General features: G+C 73.2%; 19 protein-coding genes. 5 read left to right on the top strand and 14 right to left on the bottom strand.

Features of this window, described 5'->3' with window-relative positions:
* Positions 1-160 precede the first annotated feature (160 nt).
* The 11 genes from KUM38_RS08640 to KUM38_RS08590 form a co-directional block, all read right to left on the bottom strand.
* Positions 161-1,084: an aminoglycoside phosphotransferase family protein gene (locus KUM38_RS08640; RefSeq protein ID WP_217128700.1), complete on the bottom strand. Its 924-nt coding sequence runs from the start codon at positions 1,082-1,084 to the stop codon at positions 161-163.
* Positions 1,081-1,725, bottom strand: coding sequence for a flavoprotein (locus KUM38_RS08635; protein WP_308408928.1), 645 nt, complete (start codon positions 1,723-1,725; stop codon positions 1,081-1,083). Before KUM38_RS08635 ends, KUM38_RS08640 begins: the two co-directional genes overlap by 4 nt.
* Positions 1,722-3,053 carry a pitrilysin family protein gene (locus KUM38_RS08630; protein ID WP_217128699.1) on the bottom strand — a complete coding sequence of 444 codons (1,332 nt, stop codon included), beginning with the start codon at positions 3,051-3,053 and terminating at the stop codon, positions 1,722-1,724. The genes KUM38_RS08635 and KUM38_RS08630 overlap by 4 nt, the downstream gene beginning before the upstream one ends.
* Complete coding sequence (locus KUM38_RS08625) at positions 3,050-4,336, bottom strand: pitrilysin family protein (RefSeq protein ID WP_217128698.1); 1,287 nt, start codon at positions 4,334-4,336, stop codon at positions 3,050-3,052. Before KUM38_RS08625 ends, KUM38_RS08630 begins: the two co-directional genes overlap by 4 nt.
* Before the next feature lie 77 nt (positions 4,337-4,413).
* Positions 4,414-4,566: an LxmA leader domain family RiPP gene (locus tag KUM38_RS08620; RefSeq protein WP_217128697.1), complete on the bottom strand. Its 153-nt coding sequence runs from the start codon at positions 4,564-4,566 to the stop codon at positions 4,414-4,416.
* 96 nt (positions 4,567-4,662) lie between these two features.
* Positions 4,663-5,655, bottom strand: a complete 993-nt coding sequence (locus KUM38_RS08615; RefSeq protein ID WP_217128696.1) for a T3SS effector HopA1 family protein — start codon at positions 5,653-5,655, stop codon at positions 4,663-4,665.
* A 1-nt stretch (position 5,656) separates the two neighbouring features.
* Positions 5,657-6,775, bottom strand: coding sequence for a class V lanthionine synthetase subunit LxmK (gene lxmK / locus KUM38_RS08610; RefSeq protein ID WP_217128695.1), 1,119 nt, complete (start codon positions 6,773-6,775; stop codon positions 5,657-5,659).
* Positions 6,776-6,887: 112 nt separating this feature from the next.
* Positions 6,888-8,540 carry a DUF6297 family protein gene (locus tag KUM38_RS08605; protein ID WP_217128694.1) on the bottom strand — a complete coding sequence of 551 codons (1,653 nt, stop codon included), beginning with the start codon at positions 8,538-8,540 and terminating at the stop codon, positions 6,888-6,890.
* Complete coding sequence (locus KUM38_RS08600; RefSeq protein ID WP_217128693.1) at positions 8,533-9,195, bottom strand: ABC transporter ATP-binding protein; 663 nt, start codon at positions 9,193-9,195, stop codon at positions 8,533-8,535. The genes KUM38_RS08605 and KUM38_RS08600 overlap by 8 nt, the downstream gene beginning before the upstream one ends.
* Complete coding sequence (locus KUM38_RS08595; protein WP_217128692.1) at positions 9,195-9,935, bottom strand: bifunctional 2-polyprenyl-6-hydroxyphenol methylase/3-demethylubiquinol 3-O-methyltransferase UbiG; 741 nt, start codon at positions 9,933-9,935, stop codon at positions 9,195-9,197. The genes KUM38_RS08600 and KUM38_RS08595 overlap by 1 nt, the downstream gene beginning before the upstream one ends.
* A 701-nt stretch (positions 9,936-10,636) precedes the next feature.
* On the bottom strand, positions 10,637-11,377 hold the full coding sequence (locus KUM38_RS08590; RefSeq protein ID WP_217128691.1) for a VOC family protein: 741 nt from the start codon (positions 11,375-11,377) through the stop codon (positions 10,637-10,639).
* Between the two features lie 161 nt (positions 11,378-11,538).
* Here KUM38_RS08590 and KUM38_RS08585 point away from each other — a divergent pair, with 161 nt between their 5' ends.
* The 3 genes from KUM38_RS08585 to KUM38_RS08575 all read left to right on the top strand — a co-directional run bounded on the left by KUM38_RS08585 (position 11,539) and on the right by KUM38_RS08575 (position 13,151).
* Entirely contained in the window at positions 11,539-12,018 is a 480-nt protein-coding gene (locus KUM38_RS08585; protein WP_217128690.1) for a helix-turn-helix domain-containing protein, read from the top strand.
* A gap of 78 nt (positions 12,019-12,096) precedes the next feature.
* Positions 12,097-12,690 (top strand): hypothetical protein, encoded by a 594-nt coding sequence (locus tag KUM38_RS08580; protein WP_217128689.1) that lies wholly within the window; start codon positions 12,097-12,099, stop codon positions 12,688-12,690.
* 128 nt (positions 12,691-12,818) lie between these two features.
* Positions 12,819-13,151, top strand: coding sequence for a DUF2516 family protein (locus tag KUM38_RS08575; protein WP_217128750.1), 333 nt, complete (start codon positions 12,819-12,821; stop codon positions 13,149-13,151).
* A gap of 48 nt (positions 13,152-13,199) precedes the next feature.
* On the opposite strand, the gene KUM38_RS08570 is transcribed toward KUM38_RS08575, so the two are convergent.
* The 3 genes from KUM38_RS08570 to KUM38_RS08560 all read right to left on the bottom strand — a co-directional run bounded on the left by KUM38_RS08570 (position 13,200) and on the right by KUM38_RS08560 (position 16,976).
* Positions 13,200-14,552: a PP2C family protein-serine/threonine phosphatase gene (locus KUM38_RS08570; RefSeq protein WP_217128688.1), complete on the bottom strand. Its 1,353-nt coding sequence runs from the start codon at positions 14,550-14,552 to the stop codon at positions 13,200-13,202.
* Positions 14,553-14,886: 334 nt separating this feature from the next.
* Positions 14,887-15,975, bottom strand: a complete 1,089-nt coding sequence (locus KUM38_RS08565; protein ID WP_217128687.1) for a C40 family peptidase — start codon at positions 15,973-15,975, stop codon at positions 14,887-14,889.
* Between the two features lie 209 nt (positions 15,976-16,184).
* Positions 16,185-16,976, bottom strand: coding sequence for a class I SAM-dependent methyltransferase (locus KUM38_RS08560; RefSeq protein ID WP_217128686.1), 792 nt, complete (start codon positions 16,974-16,976; stop codon positions 16,185-16,187).
* 269 nt (positions 16,977-17,245) lie between these two features.
* Here KUM38_RS08560 and mshA point away from each other — a divergent pair, with 269 nt between their 5' ends.
* Together mshA and KUM38_RS08550 are read left to right on the top strand one after the other, a co-directional pair.
* Positions 17,246-18,583, top strand: coding sequence for a D-inositol-3-phosphate glycosyltransferase (gene mshA / locus KUM38_RS08555; protein ID WP_217128685.1), 1,338 nt, complete (start codon positions 17,246-17,248; stop codon positions 18,581-18,583).
* On the top strand, positions 18,576-19,082 hold the full coding sequence (locus KUM38_RS08550) for a YbjN domain-containing protein (protein WP_217128684.1): 507 nt from the start codon (positions 18,576-18,578) through the stop codon (positions 19,080-19,082). The genes mshA and KUM38_RS08550 overlap by 8 nt, the downstream gene beginning before the upstream one ends.
* The last annotated feature ends 96 nt before the right edge of the window (positions 19,083-19,178 follow it).

Here is a 19,178-nt window from a genome sequence, read left to right as displayed (position 1 = left end):
GCGCCGCATCCGGTGCGGCTCCGGTGTTTTCCGGTGTTTTCCGGTGTGACCGAGCACGGTGGTCGTCACCGGTGCCGGAGACCGCCTTCGTCATGTGCCGGGGAATGCCGTGCGGGGCGGAGGTGCGTACAGGCGCCGACGAGGGCGGCCGAGCGCCGGCTCACGCGGAGACGGTGACGCGGACGGCGTCCAGAGCGGCTCGGCCCGACGTGTCCACCAGGTCGGGGAGCAGGGTGATGCAGTGTTCCAGGCCGTCGGTCCAGCCGACGTACGTCGCGTAGTCCGCGACGTGGACGACGCTGCGCAGGCCCGCGGCAAGGGCGAGGGGGGTGATGTCGTCGGGGGCGAGGGGGCCGTGGCCGGCGAGGAGAGCGGTGGCCAAGGCGGCGAAGGACGGGGCGTGGGCGGGGCCGGAGAGGCGGGCCATTTCGGCCAGCTCTCCTATGAGCCAGCCGGTGTCGAAGGCCGCTGGGCCGTGGGAGAGGGTCTCGCCGGTGAGGAGGACCGCGTGGGCCGGTGCGGGGGACGGGATGATCAGGCCGACCGAGGGCTCGCCGTGCAGGAGTGTGCGCGGGTGTGCCGGGTCGGGGGCGCCCAGGACGTCGCACCAGGCGGAGAGTTCGCGGAGGCGGGCCGGGCCGAGGACGGCGGTCAGGCGGTGGTGGGCATGGTCGTCGGCCGAGCGCAGCCAGCGTGCCAGACGGGTGACGGGTGGGGGGACGGGGGCCGGGTCGACGAGGACGGGTCCCTGAGCGTGGAGGGAGCGCAGGGCCCGGCCCGCGCTCGTCATGGCCCGGGCGAGAGCCTCGCGGTGTGCGGGGGGTGCGGGGTCGGCCGTCGGGGGCCAGATCAGGTGGCCGAGGGACAGGCTGCCGGCGACCCGGTACTCGTATGCGCCGTCTTCCGCGAGCTCGGCGGACGCCAGTCCGGCGCCGGCCGGGAGCGAGGGGAGAGAGCGAGCGGGGACGCCGTCCCGGAGGACCTCGCGGCGCCAGAGGTGGCTGTCGCCGGACCGGTAGACGCGGGTGTGGAGGCGGCCCGTGCGCATGTCGCGGACGGGGGGACCGAGCGAGGAGTGGTTCATGCCGTTTCCGTCCGCAGCGCCGTGTGCCTGGCCTGGAGCTGTTCGACGACCGCCGGCATGGGGGGCGGCACGCGGGCGTCGTCGCGGCCCGTGGTGACGCTGAGGCCGGGGACCGTGGGGACCACCACGACGTTCTTCTGTGCGGAGAGGGTGGCGAGATGCGTGCGGACCGTCTCGCTCCGGTCGGCGCCCGGGGGGAGGCAGGGGGCGACCGCGACCGGGGCCTGAAGGCACTGCAGGGCGAGGAGCACGGGGGTGTCGGCTATGCCGGTGGCGTACCGGCTGATGAAGTTCACGGTGGCGGGGTAGACCAGGACGGCGTCTGCCCACTGCGCGAGCTCGACGTGGAAAGCCCCGGCCCCGGTGTCCGTGTCCGGTGGCCACTCGTCGACGAGGGTCTCGCGGCCGCCGAGTGCCGTGAGCGCCTGACGGGCGACGAAGCGCTCGGCGCTGCGGGTGATGACGGTGCGCAGGTCGAGCCGGGGGTAGGTCATGCGCAGCCAGCTGACCCAGGTGGGCAGTTGCCAGGCGTGCAGTGCGCCGGTGCCCACCAGGAGCAGGCGTTCGAACGTCAGCGCCGGGGCGGGGGCGGTGAAGGGGGTCGCGGCCTGGGAGGTGCCGGGCGAGGAGGAGCTGGTCACTTCGGGGTTCCTTCGAAGGAGAGGGCGGTGGCGTCGCCTACCACGACGCGTGACGTGGGGCCGGGGCCGAGGAAGGCGCGGGCGGCGGCCGTCACCTCGGTCGGGGTGACGGTCCGCAGCCGCCGGGCGTAGTCCTCCGCCCAGCCGAGGGGGATGCCCCAGCAACACAGCGTCGAGAAGAACTGGGCGAGGGCGGCGGGCGAGGCGCGCAGGGCGGCGAGCATGCCGAGCGAGAAGCGGCGCGCGTCCTCGATCTCGGACGGCTCCGGTGGACGGTTCGCCATTCCGGTCCACCCGGCGCGCAGTTCGGACAGCACCGTGTCGGTGGCGGCGGTCGCGCACGCGCCTTCGAGGAGGACGCTGGGAGTGCCGAGCGTCTGGTCGAAGAACGACGCCACGTGGCAGGACAGGCCGAGGCGCTCACGGATCCGTCCCACCAGGCGGGAGGAGAAGTATCCGGCGAAGACGGCGTTGGCCAGGGCCAGGGCCGGGTAGCGGTCGTCGTCCCAGGGCACGCTGGGGAAGGACATCAGGAAGTGCGACTGGAGAGCGCGGGGGCGGTGGACGACCTGGTGGTCCCGCGGGGCGGGCGGCGGCACGACAGCGGGGGCAGGCGCTGCGGAGGGCCGGGCGCCGATGCCGGCGAACGCGGCTTCGGCCAGGTCCAGCACGTGCTCCGGGGGCAGGTCCGCGACCACGACGAGGTGGGCGCCGGGCAGGCGGAGCATGTGCTGCCGCGCCGCTTCGAGCTCGGCGGGGGTGAGGGCGGTGATGACGTCCGGCCCGGGCAGTCCGGCGAAGCAGCCGAGGGGACCGAACCGGTTGGTCCACAGCGCCTCGCGGGCGGTCGTGGCGGGGTTGGCGGCCTGCATGGGGGCGCGCCGCGCCAGCCGGGTGCGGGCCAGTGCCATCCGGTCGGCGGGGACGGCCCACGGGGTGAAGGGGAGCGTGAACTCCCGTAGGAGGTCCGCGAGGCCGGCCGGGTCGGCGTGGGCGGTGGTGATGAACCACTCCGCCGTCCGGGCGGACCGCAGTTCGTGGTCGGCGCCGCGCAGCACCGCGTCGGCCAGCAGTTCCGCGAGTGCCGACTCCCGTGGTGTGCCCGGGGTGTACGGCTGTTGCAGCTGGACTTCCGCGGTCGCCGCGTGGGGGTCCTGGACGGCGACGGCACGCAGGCCGCAATCCAGCGAACGCCAGGTGGCGGCGGGCAGGTTGATCCGGTCGTCGGAGCCGAGCGGGGGCAGCGGCCGCGGTGCGGCGGCGGACGCCAGCTCGGCGGCGCCGCGGTAGCGGGCGTGGCCGGGCAGCGGTGTGCGGAGGCCGCTCATGCGGGGTCGCCTTGTGGTAGAGGGCCGACGGTGAGGGCTGCGGGGTCCTGACAGACCAGCCGGCCGGCCGCGGTGGCGGCCTCGGCGTGGTCCACTCGAGCCAGCAGGGCCGGGACCTCGGCGACGAGGTCGGGCCGGCCGTGCAGCAGGGTGAACGCGCCCAGGGCGCGGGCCTGTCGGAGAGGTTCGGCATGGCGGCGGGTCCAGCCCAGGCGCAGCAGGCGGACGGCCCGGGCGAGCCGGTCGGGGCGCGGGCCGTCCGTCGCCAGGGAGGCCAGTTCCCGTTGGACGAAGGCGGCCAGACGCCGGGGGTCCTGGCCGTCGTGGTGGAGCGTCACGACGAGGGAGTCCGGGTCGAGCGCGTCGAAGGGGGCGAAGAAGCCGCACTGGACCTTCACCGAGGCCACGGGCAGCCGGTGAGCCCCGGCGGCTTCGGCGAGGCCGCCGGGGGAGTCGCCGGTGAGCAGCCCGGCGAGCACCACATGGGCGGCGTAGCCGAGGGGATCGGTGCGAAAGGACGGCAGCCGGAAGCCGAGGGCGGTGGCGTGAGCCGTGGTCCGGGCGTCCGCGACGCGGCGCAGGCGTGTGGAGCCGGGCGGCGGTTCGGGCAGCGCGGGCGCAGCCGCGGCGGGCCGTGCGGGCAGGGCGCCGAAGTGCCGCGTCACCAGCCGGGTGACGTGCTCCTCGGGGAGGTCCGCGACGACGGTGAGCACGGCGTTGGAGGGGGTGTAGTACGCATCGAAGAAGGCGGCGCAGTCCTCGACCGTCGCCCGCTCCAGGTCCTCGAAGACACCGTATCCGTTGTGCGCGTTGGCGAACTTCCGGTACATCGTCCCGGGCAGTTCGGTCCACGGGAAGCCGCCGAAGGGCCGGTCCAGGACATTGCGCCGGACCTCTTCCTTGACGACCGCGAGCTGGGTGCCCAGATTCTGCTCCACGAATTTCGGTGCGGCCATGCGGTCCGATTCCAGGAACAGCATTCTTTCCAATGCTGATTCCGGTGCGCTCTGGTAATACTCGGTGTAATCCTGCCGGGTCGACGCATTGGCCGTCCCGCCGGATCCCTGAATCGTCGAGAAATGCTGTGAAGGGGCGATGCTCGTACTGCCCTGGAACATGAGGTGCTCGAAGAGATGCGCAAATCCGCTGCGGCCTTCCGGCTCGGAGCGGAAGCCCACTCCGTAGTGCACGCTGACGCTTGCGAGGCCCTTCGGGCCGTACCGGCCGTGGACGACGCGAAGGCCGTTGGGCAGCACGGACAGGGAGGGAGACAGGTCGGTCATCTACTGCCTTCCGCGCGGGGCGCTCCGGGCCGGGATCCGACTGTTCCCGGCCCGAAGGCGCTGGTCAGCCGCCTGGATCAGCAGCCGAAGACGGCGCTGATGGTGATCGCGCAGCCCTGCGAGGAGGTCACGGTGCTCGTGATGGCCGGCGCCTCCGAAGCGTCGGCGGCGGCAACCTCCTCGGTGCTGGCGTAGGCGGAGTAACCCTCGAAGAGCTCAACGGCGTCCATGGGAATCACCTTTCTCTACGAAATTACGGACGGATATCACGCGGGAAGTGTTTTTCCCGTGCGCAATGCAATGCTCGCATATTTCGTGGGCGGGGTTCAACAGGAAAAAGGAAGTTCCGGGGAGTCGATATTCCGATGCAATGCGGAGGGGTCGATCCCTGATTCGGTCAGCCGGGTCAGCACATGCGAGTGCGCACGCGAGAGGTCGCCGTCCGCCATCGCGTCCACGATTCCCTCGGCGATCGCGAGGCTGCGGTGCTGGCCGAAGCTGCCGCCCTCCCGGCCCGGCCGGTCGTCGTCCGGCTCCCACGCCAGGGACACACCGGGCGCGAGGGCACGGGCGAAGGCCGAGGTCTCCGTGCCGACGTCCGCCGCGGACGCGGTCCGTACGACGGCGGGCACCGCGTGCCAGGCCGCCGCGCCCAGATAGACCACCAGCCCGTCTCGGCGGGGCAGCAGCTTCCGGCTGGAGGTGACCTTGGACCGGTACGGGACCTCGAGCTCCTCCAGCACGCCGAGCACCGCGCTCCAGACCCGCACGGCCGCGCCGGGGTCGGTCAGATGGATGTACAGCCGCACGAGCGGACCGGGACCGCAGCTGCCCCGGGAGCCGTCCACCAGGAAGAAACCCGGGGACAGCCGAGGCCGTGCGGTCGGTATCCGCAGCACGCTCTCACCGGCCCCGGACGCGCCGCCCGAAAGCTCCGGCAGCGCCGCCTCCGGCAGCCGCACCCGTACGCCTCCGACCACCGCCACCGGACCGCCGGGAGCGGGGTCCTCGCCCGCGGGGCCGTCGAGCAGGCGTGCGGCCACCGGCGTGGTCGCATGCGGCACGGACCGGGCCAGGGGCGCCTCCAGCGCCGGGTCGCGGTGCAGGATCCCGGGCTTGTCGCCGAAGGCGTGCCCGGCGTGGAAGACTTCATACAGCGCGGTGCCCAGACGCTGGCACAGGCGGCGCGGACGGTCCGCCGTCACCTCGCGGTCGCCCAGGCGCACACCCGTCCCGTCGGGCGACAGGGAGACCGCGGCCAGCACGTGAGAGACAGCCGGATCGAGCGTGTCCTGCCGAGTGTTCTCCGCGACGGTCATCTCACCCCTCCAGACCTATGGTCCCGGCGAACTTCTCCGGCCTGAGCAGCGCCGTCCGGCCGATGCCCGAGGCGGCCCGGTTCATCGTGTCCAGGCTGGGCTGCTGCTCGGCGGAGGCGATCATGCGGTCGATCAGATGCCAGCCCGCGAAGGCGGTGGCCCGGGCCGCCACCTCGTGCGCGTCACCGCCGGACATGCCGGCTGCCTCCCGGTAACCGGCCCAGAAGGCGGTGTTGCGGCCCCGCAGCCGCGCCAGTTCGCTCACCCCCCGGTCGACGATGTCCTGGTGCGAGAGCTGCGCACGCTCCGCCGAGCCCTCGGGGATGCCGAGCACCGCCCGGTACAGCCACTCCCCGGCGAAACTGCCCACGTCCCGGGCCGGGTCGGCGAGCCGGAACTCCTCCCAGTCGCACACGTACAGGTCCCCCTCGTGCCAGAGCAACTGGTCGAGCCGCAGATCGCAGTGCGCGGGCACCTGCGCCGCGGCACGCTCCCGCGCGCGCAGCCCGGTCAGCGCGGACCGCAACTCGCCGTCGCGCTGCAGGAGTCGCCAGGCGTCGAGCATGGCCCCGCTCGACATCACGTACGTGGTCAGCGGGATGGCCTCCAGGAACGCCAGCGGCGGCAGCATCGGCGGTGAGGTGTCCAGGGGGCGCGGCGCACGGGCCACCGCCTGCGCGCCCACCGCGTGCAGCGCGCCGATCGCACGGCCCGTCCGGTACGCCATCTCCTCCGGGAACGCGTCGTCCTCGGCCAGCGCGTTGCCCGTCCGCGAGCCGCGCAGCCAGGCGAAGGCGATCAGCAGCTCCGGTTCGTCGAAGCCCAGCAGCCGCGGTGCGCGCAGCCCCGGGACCGGGTGGGCCGCTGTGAACTCCTCGAAGTCGCGCATACGGGCGAACCGCTGCCGCGCGTCCGGCTTCAGCGGGTCCACCTGCTTGACGAAGACGTCCACACCGGTGTCCGTCGTCCCCGTCACGCTCTGGTTGCTGCCCAGCGGCGCCGTCGTGTCCGAGCCTGCCAGGCCGCCCAGTCCGAGCCGGTCCAGCAGCACGGCCACGGCCGCCGACGAGCCGAGCCCGGTGGCCGGAGCCGAAGCCCACGCCACGCTGTTCACCGTCATAACGGCGTTCCCCCATCGAAGTCATTCGGTCGGATGAACTCGCAGAGCGAGGAGGCCAGGGAGCAAGAAGGCCGTGGAGCACCGCGGTCGCAGGGCGACCGGCCCCACGGGCTCACCGGCCACGCATGGTTCTGCGCGCCGTCACCCCCGCCCACCAGGCCGTCCCCGCACCGACGACCAGCGGCCACAGCAGACCCACGGCATCCGGCTCGCCCCCGCGCACCGGACCGTCCACGACGGCCAGGCAGCCCAGCGCCACCAGCGGTCCCCGTGCCTGCCACAGCAACGCCGCGAGCGGCCCCGTGTCGCCCAGCGGCGTCATCGAACCGATCATCAGATGCACCGGTACGACGCCCCGGTAGGCGCTCACCAGCGCGGCGCCGACCAGCGCGGGCACCAGCGCGGGCAGGACCAGCAGCCGGTCCGACCACAGGCCGGCCCCCGCAGCCGCCGCCGCGCCCAGGGCGAAAAGCACCAGCAGCCCCGCCGCGGGCACCGCCCCGTGCCACAGCGCCAGCACCCGGGCGGGCCAGGGCAGATGCGCCGAGCGCCGGACGTCGTCCGTCTCCAGACGGGCCGGTTCCGCCAGCTGTGCCGCGGCCAGATACCCGGCCGGCAGCGCCATCAGCGGCACCGCGGCCGGTGTGCCGTCCAGGCACAGCAGTGCCACGGCCACGGCGGCCCAGATCGCTGCCCACGCCGGCCGCCCCGGTGCGCGCAGCAGCGCGGTCGCGTCCCGCCACGGGACGAGCAGCCACACCCGTCGTGGGAACGGCAGACGCACGGCGGAGCGCACGGTGCGCGAGCGAGTGGCTCGTACGGCCGCCCGTGCCTGCCGCAGATCCAGGGAGTACAGGGACGCCTGCACCCGCAGCGCGGTGCCCGCCTGGGTGCGCAGCACCCGGGCCGGGATCCGTGTTGCCGCGTCGGCTCCCGCCCGGCCCGCGGCGGCCAGCACCAGGGCCGACAGGGCGACCCCGGCCCACCCGGCTGCCGCGGGGGCCCCGCCCGCCACCGCCACCAGCGGCAGCGCGGCCCAGCCCCACGGCCCCGACCAGGGCACGACCTGTTCCCCGGCCCATGAGCCGCCCGCCAGGGAGACAGCGGCGAGCAGCCAGAGGACCGCCACCACCGCCCACGCCGTCCGCCGGATCCAGGCCCTGCGTCGCAGCCCGGTGTCGCAGTGGCGCTGGACCAGAGTGGCCAGGGCGGTCCCGGCGAAGCCGGCCGTCGCGCCCGTCATCGCTCCCCCGGCGGTCGCGGCCCACCAGGCGCCCGCCCCGAGGGCGTGCAGGAGGAACCCGGCCACCGCGCCGGCCGCGGTCGCGATCGCCGTGGTCGTCACCGACGCCACGACGAAACGGGGCAGCAGCAGGGCGCGGCGCAGCACCGGCTGCGGCAGCAGCCACGACAGCGCTGCCCGCTCCAGCAGGACCGGCCCCTGCCACATGGCCCGTTCGGCCAGCACCAGCACCACAGTGGCCAGCACGGCGGGCAGGGTCGTCGGCAGCGCCGACAGCAGGCGCTCGGCCGCCGGCCCCCGCAGCCGGCCGTCCGCGCCGGCCTGCGCTGCGGCGACCAGCAGCGGGACGCCCCAGATGCCGACGAGCAGCGCCGTGCAGTACAGCGTGTAGGCGATGCTCTTGCGCCGCTCCTCACGCCGCCCCGCCCGCAGCATCCGGAGCCGGGCCAGGACCGCGCCGGTGTGGTGGACGGCGTCCGCCTCGTCCGCGGTGCGCACCGGACGCGTCATCAGCTCAGCCACCGGACACACCCGCGACCAGCAGGCCTTCGCCGGACACGGTGTACTCGGCGTCGGCCACGGCGTCCGCCAGCTCCCGGTTGTGGGTGGCCAGGAGCACCGCCGTCCCCCGCTCCTTCGCGGACCGCAGCCGTCCGGCCAGCCGGGCCCGGGCGTCCACGTCGAGTCGCTGCTCGGGCTCGTCGAGCAGGAGCAGCTCGGCGGGCCGGACGAAGGCCTGCGCCAGCGCCATCAACTGGCTCTGCCCGGAGGAAAGCTGGTGTGGCAGCGCGTCGGCGCGCTCGGTCAGGTGGTGCTCGGCCAGCACCTCGTCCACCGCGTCCTCCGACCCGTCGCCCAGGCCGTGTGCCAGGGCGACGAGCATCAGGTGCTCACGGACGCTCAGGTCCGGATAGCCCACCCCGCTGTCCAGGACGGCGGCGACGGTGGCCCGTACGGTCCAGTCGTCCTCGGAGACGGCCGTGCCGCGCAGTGTGACGCTGCCCGACTCCGGGAGCTCCTGCCCGGCGGCGAGCCGCAGCAGAGTGGACTTCCCCGAGCCGTTCTCACCGAGCAGGACGACGCACTCACCCGCGCCGACGGCCAGGCTCACTCCGTTGAGGACTGCCCGGCCGCTGTACCCGTGCCGTACGTCCGTCAGTTCCAGCAGGGCGCTCATTACGCCGCGTCCGCCGCCTCGTAGACCGACACGTGACGCTGGCTGCCGGGGCCGTAGGGCTCCTTCGACCAGCCCGCGTACCGCTCGACGAGCCGCAGACCCGCGCACCGGGCCATGGCGTCGATCTCGGCGGGCCAGGCGTAGCGCAGCGCGGTGTGGGCGGTGCGGGTCGGGCCGTCGGCGAGCAGGGCGAAGATCAGGACGATGAGCTGCTGTGACTGGACCACATGGCTGCTCTCCAGCATCACCGTGCCCGGGCCGAGGAAGCGGGTCGTGGTCTTCTCGCCCTCCTGCCCGTGGTACGGGGTGGGGTCGAAGGCCTCCAGGACCACCCGCCCGCCGGGGGCGAGATGCTCCCGCATCGCGCGCAGGCAGTCGATCTGCTTCTCCTGCTCGGGCAGCGAGAAGAACGTGTTGAGCGCCATCAGGACGACATCGTGCCGCCGGCCCGTGGTGGCCGTGAGGAAGTCGCCCTCGATGGCCTTCACGGCACTGGCGGAGTCCCGTACGGCGAGGTCGGCGAGCATACGGGCCGAGGAGTCGATGCCGTACACGTCCACCCCGCGACCGGTCAGCGGCACGGCGAGCCGCCCATTCCCCACGCCCAGCTCCAGCACGGACCCCCCGGGCGGACAGAGCGTCGAGACGAACTCCACGGTCTCGGCCGTGCCGGAGAGCGCGTCCGGGTACATCTGGTCGTAGATGTCCGCGAGAAGATCGTCGTAAGCGTTGGTCCCCATGGCGGGTGACGCTAGGCATGCCCCATCGAGTAGATCAAGAACAAATGATCGGCGTGACCGGAAAACGGTCCTCTTGAGGAGAGCGGAATTCCCCGCGTTCGAGCAGTTGTCCAGCGGTCTCGAAGGGTTGCGCGGGCTTTGCCCGAGGCCGAAAATTCTCCCCTGGCCTGCGGGCCCGTGACCGCACGTGGAACGACACCGGCGCCGCCCCGGCGGGCGTCGGAAGCGGGCGTCGGAACACGTCGGCCAGGTCGTGGAACGATCGTCTGCCCCCGCACGGTCCGTTCCGCCGCAGCCCGGCCTCCTGCCGGGGCGTCATGAGGCGTGCGCCCACTCCCCCGCAGCCTCGATCCGTTGCCTGACGAGGCGCCGGCCGGCTGCATCCTCCGTCTCGCACACCGCCTCGGGACGTCCCCCGGAACGGCCGCCGTTCGCACCGGACCGACCCGCAGGCGCCGGAGCGCCTTCTCCGTCTCCGGCAGAGGTTCCTGAAGATCCTCGGCCCTGCCGCCCCCGAGGCAGCCGAAGCCGCCGCGACCACATCCAGCGCATCGCGGAAGGACACTCCATCCGCGCGACGAGCAGTTGTGACCGAGTTGAGCGGTGTGGTCGGCGAGCACGCCGAACGCGCCTCGACGCAGAAGCTCTCGGCGCCCCGGATCGACCGGGATACCGAGCCCCCACGGGGTCAAGGCTCGGTGTCAGGATCGGGCGAGGACGCAGAACTCGTGACCCTCCGGGTCGGTAAGACACGTCCACGGGACGTCGCCCTGGCCGACGTCGAGGTCGGCGGCGCCGAGGGCCCGCAGCCGGGTGACCTCTGCTGCTTTGTCGTCACCGGGGTCCGGCACCAGGTCAAGATGGACGCGGTCCGGCACAGTCTTCGCGTCGGGCGAGCGGAGGAACTCAAGATACGGGCCGACACCCTTGGCCGAGCGCCACACCGCGTGGTCGTCCGTCACCTCGTGCAGGGTCCAGTCCATCGCCTCGTCCCAGAAACGGGCCATGGCCCGCGGATCCGCGCAGTCGACCACCACCCGGGCGATCGGCCCGGTGTCCCGGTACATCTCCCGAGGCTCCAGCACGCAGAACTCGTTGCCCTCCGGGTCGGCGAGGACCGTCCACGGCACATCGCCCTGGCCCACGTGGGCGGGTGTCGCACCGAGAGCTTCAAGGCGCGCGACCAACTCCGCCTGATGGGCCGCAGAGGTGGTGGCGAGATCGACGTGCACACGATTCTTTGTTGCAGTCTTGGGTTCCGGGACGGCAATGACGTCGATGCACACGCCGACCGGGTCCAGCCAATCGAAGCCGACGGGTTTGGCGGCGGTCGCGCCCGATCCCTCGCCGGCGACACTCCAGCCGAGCGCCTCCGCCCAGAACCGACCGACCGCTGAGTCATCAAGAGCCTTCATGTTCACCAGGACAGGTCGCAGTGCCATGCCGGCGATCCTATGCACCCGCTCTGCAAGTCACAGCTGTGACAACAAGCGCTGAAAGATGACAGCTAACGCTGGGAGTCACATCAGGGTCGGCCTGTGCCGTAGCGCACTTTTGCAAGCGGGTGCTTGCAAAAGTTAGCGAGGTGGAGCAGTGTGGAGGCATGGCATCGCTCAACGTCGGCAATCTCGGTGAGTACCTGCGCGAGCAGCGGCGCAGCGCGCAGTTGTCGCTGCGGCAGCTCGCCGACGCCGCCGGGGTGTCCAATCCGTATCTCAGCCAGATCGAGCGCGGGCTGCGCAAGCCGAGCGCGGAGGTGCTGCAGCAGGTCGCCAAGGCGCTGCGGATCTCCGCCGAGACGCTGTACGTCCGGGCCGGCATCCTCGACGCCGAGCGGGACCGGTCCGAGGCCGAGACGCGGGCCGCCGTGCTCGCCGATCCCGCGCTGACCGGGCGTCAGAAGCAGGTGCTGCTCCAGATCTACGAGTCGTTCCGCAAGGAGAACGGGTTCGGGGGCGCCGAGGACGGTGAGGCGACGCCCGGGGATCCCGTCGACGCGCGTGACCGCACGGCCGCCGACCCGGCGGGCGGCACGGCCGGAGACGGCGACGACGACACCGGTCCGCGGCGGACGGCCGGCTGAGCCGGACCAGGGCACCGGCCGCCCGCCGCGGACCACACAGAACCCTCAGCCGAAAACGAATCCGGGAGGACCATCACCATGGCCATCACCGACGACCTGCGCAAGACCCTCAGCGACCCGACCCCGCTCTACTTCGCCGCCGGCACCGCCGACCTCGCGCTGCAGCAGGCCAAGAAGGTGCCGGCCCTGGTGGAGCAGTTGCGCGTCGAGGCCCCGGCCCGTATCGAGGCCGTGCGCAACACCGACCCCAAGGCCGTCCAGGAGCGGGCGACCGTCCGGGTCCGGGAGACGCAGGAGACGCTCCAGACCAAGGTCGGCGAGTTCTTCGGCTCGCTCGACACCGACCTGAAGAAGCTCGGCGAGAACGCCCAGGACCTCGCGCTGCGCGGGGTCGGCATCGCCGCCGAGTACGCCGTCAAGGCCCGGGAGGCCTACGAGAAGGTCGCCGAGCACGGCGAGCAGGCCGTGAAGACCTGGCGCGGCGACGCCGCCGAGAGCATCGAGGACATCGCCGTCGCCGTCGAGCCGCCGGCCGAGCCGAAGCCCGCCACCCGGCTGGAGCCGGTCGAGGTCAAGGACGACGAGTCCGCCGCGGCGAAGAAGCCCGCCGCCGCCAAGAAGGCCCCGGTGCGCAAGGCCACGGCGAAGAAGACGACGCCGCCCGCGAAGTAGGCGGGACGGAACCGGACGGGCCGGGCACTCTCACGGTGCCCGGCCCGTTGTCCGGGTAGCCGGCCGGTGGATGCGGGTACGGTGACGGCGTAGAGGACGAGCCGAGTCTGGTGGTGGACGTTGTGCTGATGCAGGGCTTCGCGGGGTTCATGTGGCTGCTGAGCATGGCCCTGATCGTGTTCAGCGGCTTCGCGCTGATCGACGCCGCCACGCGCCGTGAGGACGCCTACCGCGCGGCCGACAAGCAGACCAAGCCCTTCTGGCTGATCATCCTCGGTATCGCCTTCGTGGTGAACCTGATCTTCAACATCCTGTCGTTCCTGCCGATCATCGGGCTGATCGCGACCATCGTGTACATGGTCGACGTCCGCCCGGCGCTCCGCGGCCTCCCCGGCGGCGGGCGCGCCCACAGAGGCTCCAGCAGCGACGGCCCCTACGGCCCGTACAACGGCGGCCGCTGAACGACGGCGGCCGCCGAACCGCGGCGGCCGCAGGCGGCGGACTCCCGCTCACACCGCCCGGTCCAGCAGCAGTACCGCCACGTCGTCCGTCAGCTCGCCGCCGTTGAGGTCCCGGACCTCGTTGACGGCGGTGCGCAGCAGTTTCTCCCCGCGCAGCCCCTCGGAGAGCTGGCGGCGGATCATCTCCACCATGCCGTCCTGGCCGAGCCGCTCCCCGGTGTCGCCGACCCGGCCCTCGATCAGGCCGTCGGTGTAGAGCATCAGGCTCCACTCGGCACCCAGCTCCACCTGCATCCGCGGCCAGCGGGCGCCCGGCAGCAGGCCCAGCGCCGGGCCGTTGTTGTCGTACGGCAGCAGGCGCACGGGGTGACCCGGGCGGGCGAGCAGCGGCGACGGGTGGCCGGCCAGGCACAGGCCCGCCCGGCGGCCGTCCGGCGCGATGTCCACCGTGCACAGGGTCGCGAAGATCTCGTCGTCCGGCCGCTCGTGCTCCAGCACCTGCTGCAGCGTGCCAAGGAGCTGGTCCCCGCACAGCCCCGCCAGGGTCAGCGCGCGCCAGGCGATGCGCAGCTCCACACCGAGGGCGGCCTCGTCCGGGCCGTGGCCGCAGACGTCGCCGATCATGGCGTGCACGGTGCCGTCCGGGGTGCGGACGACGTCGTAGAAGTCCCCGCCGAGCAGGGCCCGGGAGCGGCCGGGGCGGTAGCGGGCGGCGAACCGCAGCGGGGAGCCGTCCAGCAGCGGGGTGGGCAGCAGACCGCGTTCCAGCCGGCGGTTCTCCTGGGCGCGCACGCGGCCCTCGGCCAGCCGCCGCTCGGCGGAGTCGGACCGCTTGCGCTCCACCGCGTACCGGATCGCCCGGCTCAGCAGCCGGCCGTCCAGCTCGTCGCGGACGAGGTAGTCCTGGGCGCCCACCCGTACGGCCTCGGCGCCGCGCTCGGTGTCGTCGGCGCCGGTGAGCGCGAGGACGGCGTGCCGGGGCGCGAGCTCCAGGACGTGTTTGAGCACGGCGAGCTCGTCGTCACCGCCGCCCGCCCGGCCGGGCGCGGGCAGCGCGAGGTCCAGCAGGATGCAGTGGACGTCGTCGGTCAGCAGCCGCTCGGCCTCGGTGAGGTTGCGGGCGGTGCGGACACGGATCGGCTTGCCGGACTGGTCGAGCAGCTCCGGCACGATCGGCGACCCGCCGGGGTCGTCCTCGATCAGCAGCAGGGTGAGGTTGGTGTGGGCGGCCGTCTCGGCCCGGTCCGGCGCGGTGCCGGCCCGGCCCGTGGCGTTCTCGGACGGGGCCGCCGCCCTGGCCTCCGAGGAGTCCTGGGCGGAGCCGCCGTTCGGTGCGGCGGCCGGCGCCTGACCACCTTCCGCGGCCGGGATCGCTCTCTGCCGCGGTACAGGTGCGGGCATGGTTGCGGGTTCCTTCCCTCCCCCCGAGGGCACGGCGGGGCTTCGGCCGTAGGCCTGTGCCCGGCTCCCACCTCTGTGTGCGAGCAGGGGACGCCCCTTCGAACGGGGACCATAGCGGCTGACGGCGCCGCAGCGGAATGGTGTGAACCACGCCGCTCCGCCATCGGCCACCGTCATATGCCGCGTTTGCCACCGCTTTTGGACAGCCCGCGGCCGCCACGGGGATGACGAACGTCACGTCCGCAGGGGGTTTGACCGCAAGATCGACGTGCGCTGGGTCACGTGGCGTGTGTCACCGGGGTGTTGAGCGGCCGGCCCGGAGGGCGCGCACCGCTCAGTCCGCGTCCGCGTCCGGCCGTACCACCCCGAGGATCGGCATCGATCCGGCCCCCGCGAGCGTCACCGTCCGCCCCGGGCGCGGGGCGTGCACCATCATGCCGTCCCCGACGTACATCCCCACGTGGCTGGCGTCGCCGAAGTAGATGACGAGGTCGCCGGGCCGCATGTCCTCGACGTCGACGCGCTTCAGCTGCTGCCACTGTGCCTGCGACGTACGCGGCATGCTCCGCCCGGCCGCGATCCAGGCCTGTGAGGTCAGTCCGGAGCAGTCGTACGTCTCCGGCCCCTCGGCCCCCCACTGGTACGGCTTCCCGATCTGCGCGGTGGCGTACGCGACGGCCTTCTCGCCCTGCTCCGTCGCCTCGCCCCTGATCTCGTCGAGGATGCCGGAGCCCAGCCAGCTGGCCTGCGCCTCGGCGGCGGCCTGCCGCTCCAGCCGGGCCAGGCGCTCCTTCTCCTCCTCCTCCAGCTCGGACTCGAGCTTCTCGGCCGCCTCGATCCGCTTCTCGATCTTCTTCTGCGCCGCGGCCTTGGCCTTGCGGCCCGACTCGAGCTTCTTCATCTGCGCTTCGGCGTCCTGCGCGTACTGCTCCAAGTCCTGCTGGGTGCGGGTCATCTCCCCGAGCAGGCCCCTGGTGGCGTGCTCGCCCTGGCGCACCCGGCCCGCGCCGTCGAGGAACTCCTGCGGATCGTCGCTCAGCATCAGGTGGGCCTCGGGCGGAAGCCCGCCGCCGCGGTACTGGGCGGCGGCCGCGGCGCCCGCGCGGGTCTCCAGCTCGTTCAGCTTCTCCCGGCCCTCGACGATCTTCTTCGCCAGCCGGACGATCTGGGCGGACTGCTGCCGGGCCTTCTCCTCGGCGGCGTTGTACTCGTCGGTGGCGACGGCCGCCGCGCGGTAGAGCTTGTCGAGCTTCTCGCGTACGACCTCGAGGTCCTTGTCGGCGACCACGGTGACGCTCGCGCTCGCAGGGGGGGACGGCGGGGGAGTGGGAGCCGCGAACGCCGTACCGGACACCGCCAGTACGGTGACCGCGCAGACCACGGTCACAGCCGCCGTGAGCAACCCGCGCTTGCCCGTTCCCATGACCCCTACCCCCGCTTGATTAACCGTCAGTAACATCCCGTCACCCGGGGATGCTGCCACGCCGGCACGCGAAACGACAGGGGGAGTGCTTCCCGTCTCTCCCTTCCCGGCATTCCCCGGCGCGGCGATCGTCCCGCCAGTGTGACGAACGACTCACGGAGATCGTTCCTGTCACCCCGAGCCGTCACGAGAGGTTTACCGCCAGGGCATCAACGCCCGGGCGCCAACGCCTCCCACCGCACCGTCACTTCCCCCTGCCGCCACCGCCCCGGCCCGTCCGCCACCGGCCAGTCGGCCGTGAGGTCCCGCACCGCCCGGATCCAGCGCTGCCGTGCGCCGTACGAGGCGTAGGGCGCGGCGGCGGCCCAGGCGCGGTCGAAGTCGCGCAGGAAGGCGTGCACCGGTTCGCCCGGCACATTGCGGTGGATGAGCGCCTTCGGCAGGCGTTCCGCCAGGTCGGAGGGGCGCTCCAGGGAGCCGAGGCGGGTCGCGAAGGTGACCGTGCGCGGCCCTTCCGGCCCGAGGGCGACCCAGACGTGCCGGCGCCCGATCTCGTCGCAGGTCCCCTCGACCAGCAGCCCGCCGCGCGAGCCCGTCGCCGGGTCGGCGGGGGCGAGCCGCGCGCACAGCCGCCGCCACACGGCGGCGACCTCGGCCTCGTCGTACTGGCGCAGCACGTTCGCCGCGCGGACCAGCACCGGCCGCCCGGGGACCGGGACCTCGAAGCCGCCGCGGAGGAAGGCCAGTCCCTCGCGCTCGTACGGCCGTGCCGCCGTGACCCGGGCCGGTTCGATCTCGACGCCCGCCACGCGCGCGCGGGGCGCCACGGCGCGCAGCCGGTGGAGCAGTTCGACCGCCGTCCAGGGGGCCGCGCCGTAGCCGAGGTCGACGGCGACGGGATCGGCGGCGCGGCGCAGTTCCGCGCCGTGCGTGGCCGTGATCCAGCGGTCCATGCGGCGCAGCCGGTTGGGGTTGGTCGTCCCGCGCGTCACCGTGCCCACGACGGGGGCCCTCCCGCTCGAGCCGGGCCGAGGGCGGGGGAGGGAGGGGGCGCGGACTGTCATGGGGACGAGTATGCGGGTACCCGGAAGCGGCACCGGTGTGGGTGACGCGGCCCATTTTCGAACGGTTGAGCGACAGATGGTAATGATTCGGTAAAAACGCCAACCGGGGACGTCGTCCGGAAATGGGGACGCGGTTTTCGGACGTTGACGTCGCCGAGGGTGGCACACCCTCCGACAGCCATGCCCGCAGCGAGGAGGAACGCCACGTGAGCCAGTACATCGCGAGGCTCGGGCGGCGCTCCCCCGCCGCCTCCCCGCGGCTGCGGCTGCACCGCAGGCCCCGCCGCGTGGCGATGCTCTCCGTGCACACCTCCCCGCTCCACCAGCCGGGCACCGGCGACGCGGGCGGCATGAACGTCTACATCGTGGAGCTCGCGCAGCGCCTCGCCGAGATCAACATCGAGGTCGAGATCTTCACCCGCGCGACCGCGGCCGCCCTCCCGCCCACCGTCGAACTCGCCCCCGGCGTCCTCGTCCGGCACGTCGACGCGGGCCCCTACGAGGGCCTCGCCAAGGAGGAGCTCCCGGCCCAGCTGTGCGCCTTCACCCACGGCGTGATGCAGGCCTGGGCCCACCACCGCCCCGGCCACTACGACCTGGTCCACTCCCACTACTGGCTCTCCGGCCACGTCGGCTGGCTCGCCGCCCAGCGCTGGGGCGTGCCCCTGGTGCACGCCATGCACACCATGGCCAAGGTCAAGAACGCCAACCTGGCCGACGGCGACACGCCCGAGCCCGCCGCCCGCGTCATCGGCGAGACCCAGATCGTCGCCGCCGCCGACCGGCTGATCGCCAACACCGCCGAGGAGGCCGACGAACTCGTACGGCACTACGCGGCCGACCCCGGCAAGGTCGCCGTCGTCCACCCCGGCGTCAACCTGTCCCGCTTCCGCCCGGCCGACGGCCGGGCCGCCGCGCGGGCCCGCCTCGGCCTGCCGCAGGACGCCCTGATCCCCCTCTTCGCGGGCCGCATCCAGCCCCTCAAGGCACCCGACGTGCTCCTCCGCGCGGTGGCCGCCCTGCTCGGTGAGCGTCCCGAGCTGCGCTCACGCATCTGCGTCCCCGTGGTCGGCGGCCCCAGCGGCAGCGGCCTCGCCAAGCCGGAGGGGCTGCAGAAGCTCGCCGCGCGGCTCGGCATCGCGGACGTCGTGCGGTTCCGCCCGCCCGTCGGGCAGGAGCAGCTCGCGGACTGGTTCCGCGCGGCGTCCGTGCTCGTCATGCCGTCCTACAGCGAGTCCTTCGGGCTGGTCGCCATAGAGGCGCAGGCCGCCGGCACCCCGGTGCTCGCGGCGGCGGTCGGCGGCCTCCCGGTGGCCGTGCGGGACGGGCACACCGGCTTCCTCGTCCAGGGCCACGACCCCGACGCCTACGCGCGCGTGCTGCGCGACTTCGCCGACCACCCGCACCTCGTCGACCGCATGGGCGAGGCCGCCGCCCGGCACGCCCGGTCCTTCGGCTGGGACACCTCCGCCGCGGCCACCGCCGACGTCTACACGGCCGCGACCCAGGCCCACCGCCGTCACGTACGCTCGCCCCATGGCTGACAAGGCGGCGGAGGCAACGCAGGTCATCGAGGACGTCCTGAGGGACGCCGAGCTGGAGTGGGAGAGCCCCGCGCCCGGCAGTTACGTGGTGAAGCTCCCCGGCACCCGCAAGCTCTCCACGACCGTGTCCCTGATCGCCGGCCGGCACACGCTCTCCCTGAACGCCTTCGTCATCCGCCACCCCGACGAGAACGAGGCGGCCGTCCACCGCTGGCTCCTGGAGCGCAACCTCAAGCTCTTCGGCGTGAGTTACGCCGTCGACCCGCTCGGCGACGTCTACGTCACCGGCCGCCTCCCCCTCTCCGCCGTCACCGCGGAGGAACTCGACCGCCTCCTCGGCCAGGTCCTGGACGCCGCCGACGGCAGCTTCAACACCCTCCTGGAGCTCGGTTTCGCCTCGGCGATCCGCAAGGAGTACGAGTGGCGGGTGTCGCGCGGCGAGTCCACCCGCAACCTGGACGCGTTCACGCACCTGCTGCAGCGCCCCTCGGACGGGTGACGACCGCGCAGGTCACGGCAGGGGCGCCGAACGGACGTGCGGGTACGTACTGTTAACCTGCCGCGATCCGGACCCCGGTCTCAGGGGTCCCGTGCA

It is taken from the genome of Streptomyces sp. AC558_RSS880 (genome assembly GCF_019049255.1).
In the GTDB taxonomy this organism is placed as follows: domain Bacteria; phylum Actinomycetota; class Actinomycetes; order Streptomycetales; family Streptomycetaceae; genus Streptomyces.
This window is presented reverse-complemented; position numbering and strand designations above follow the sequence as displayed.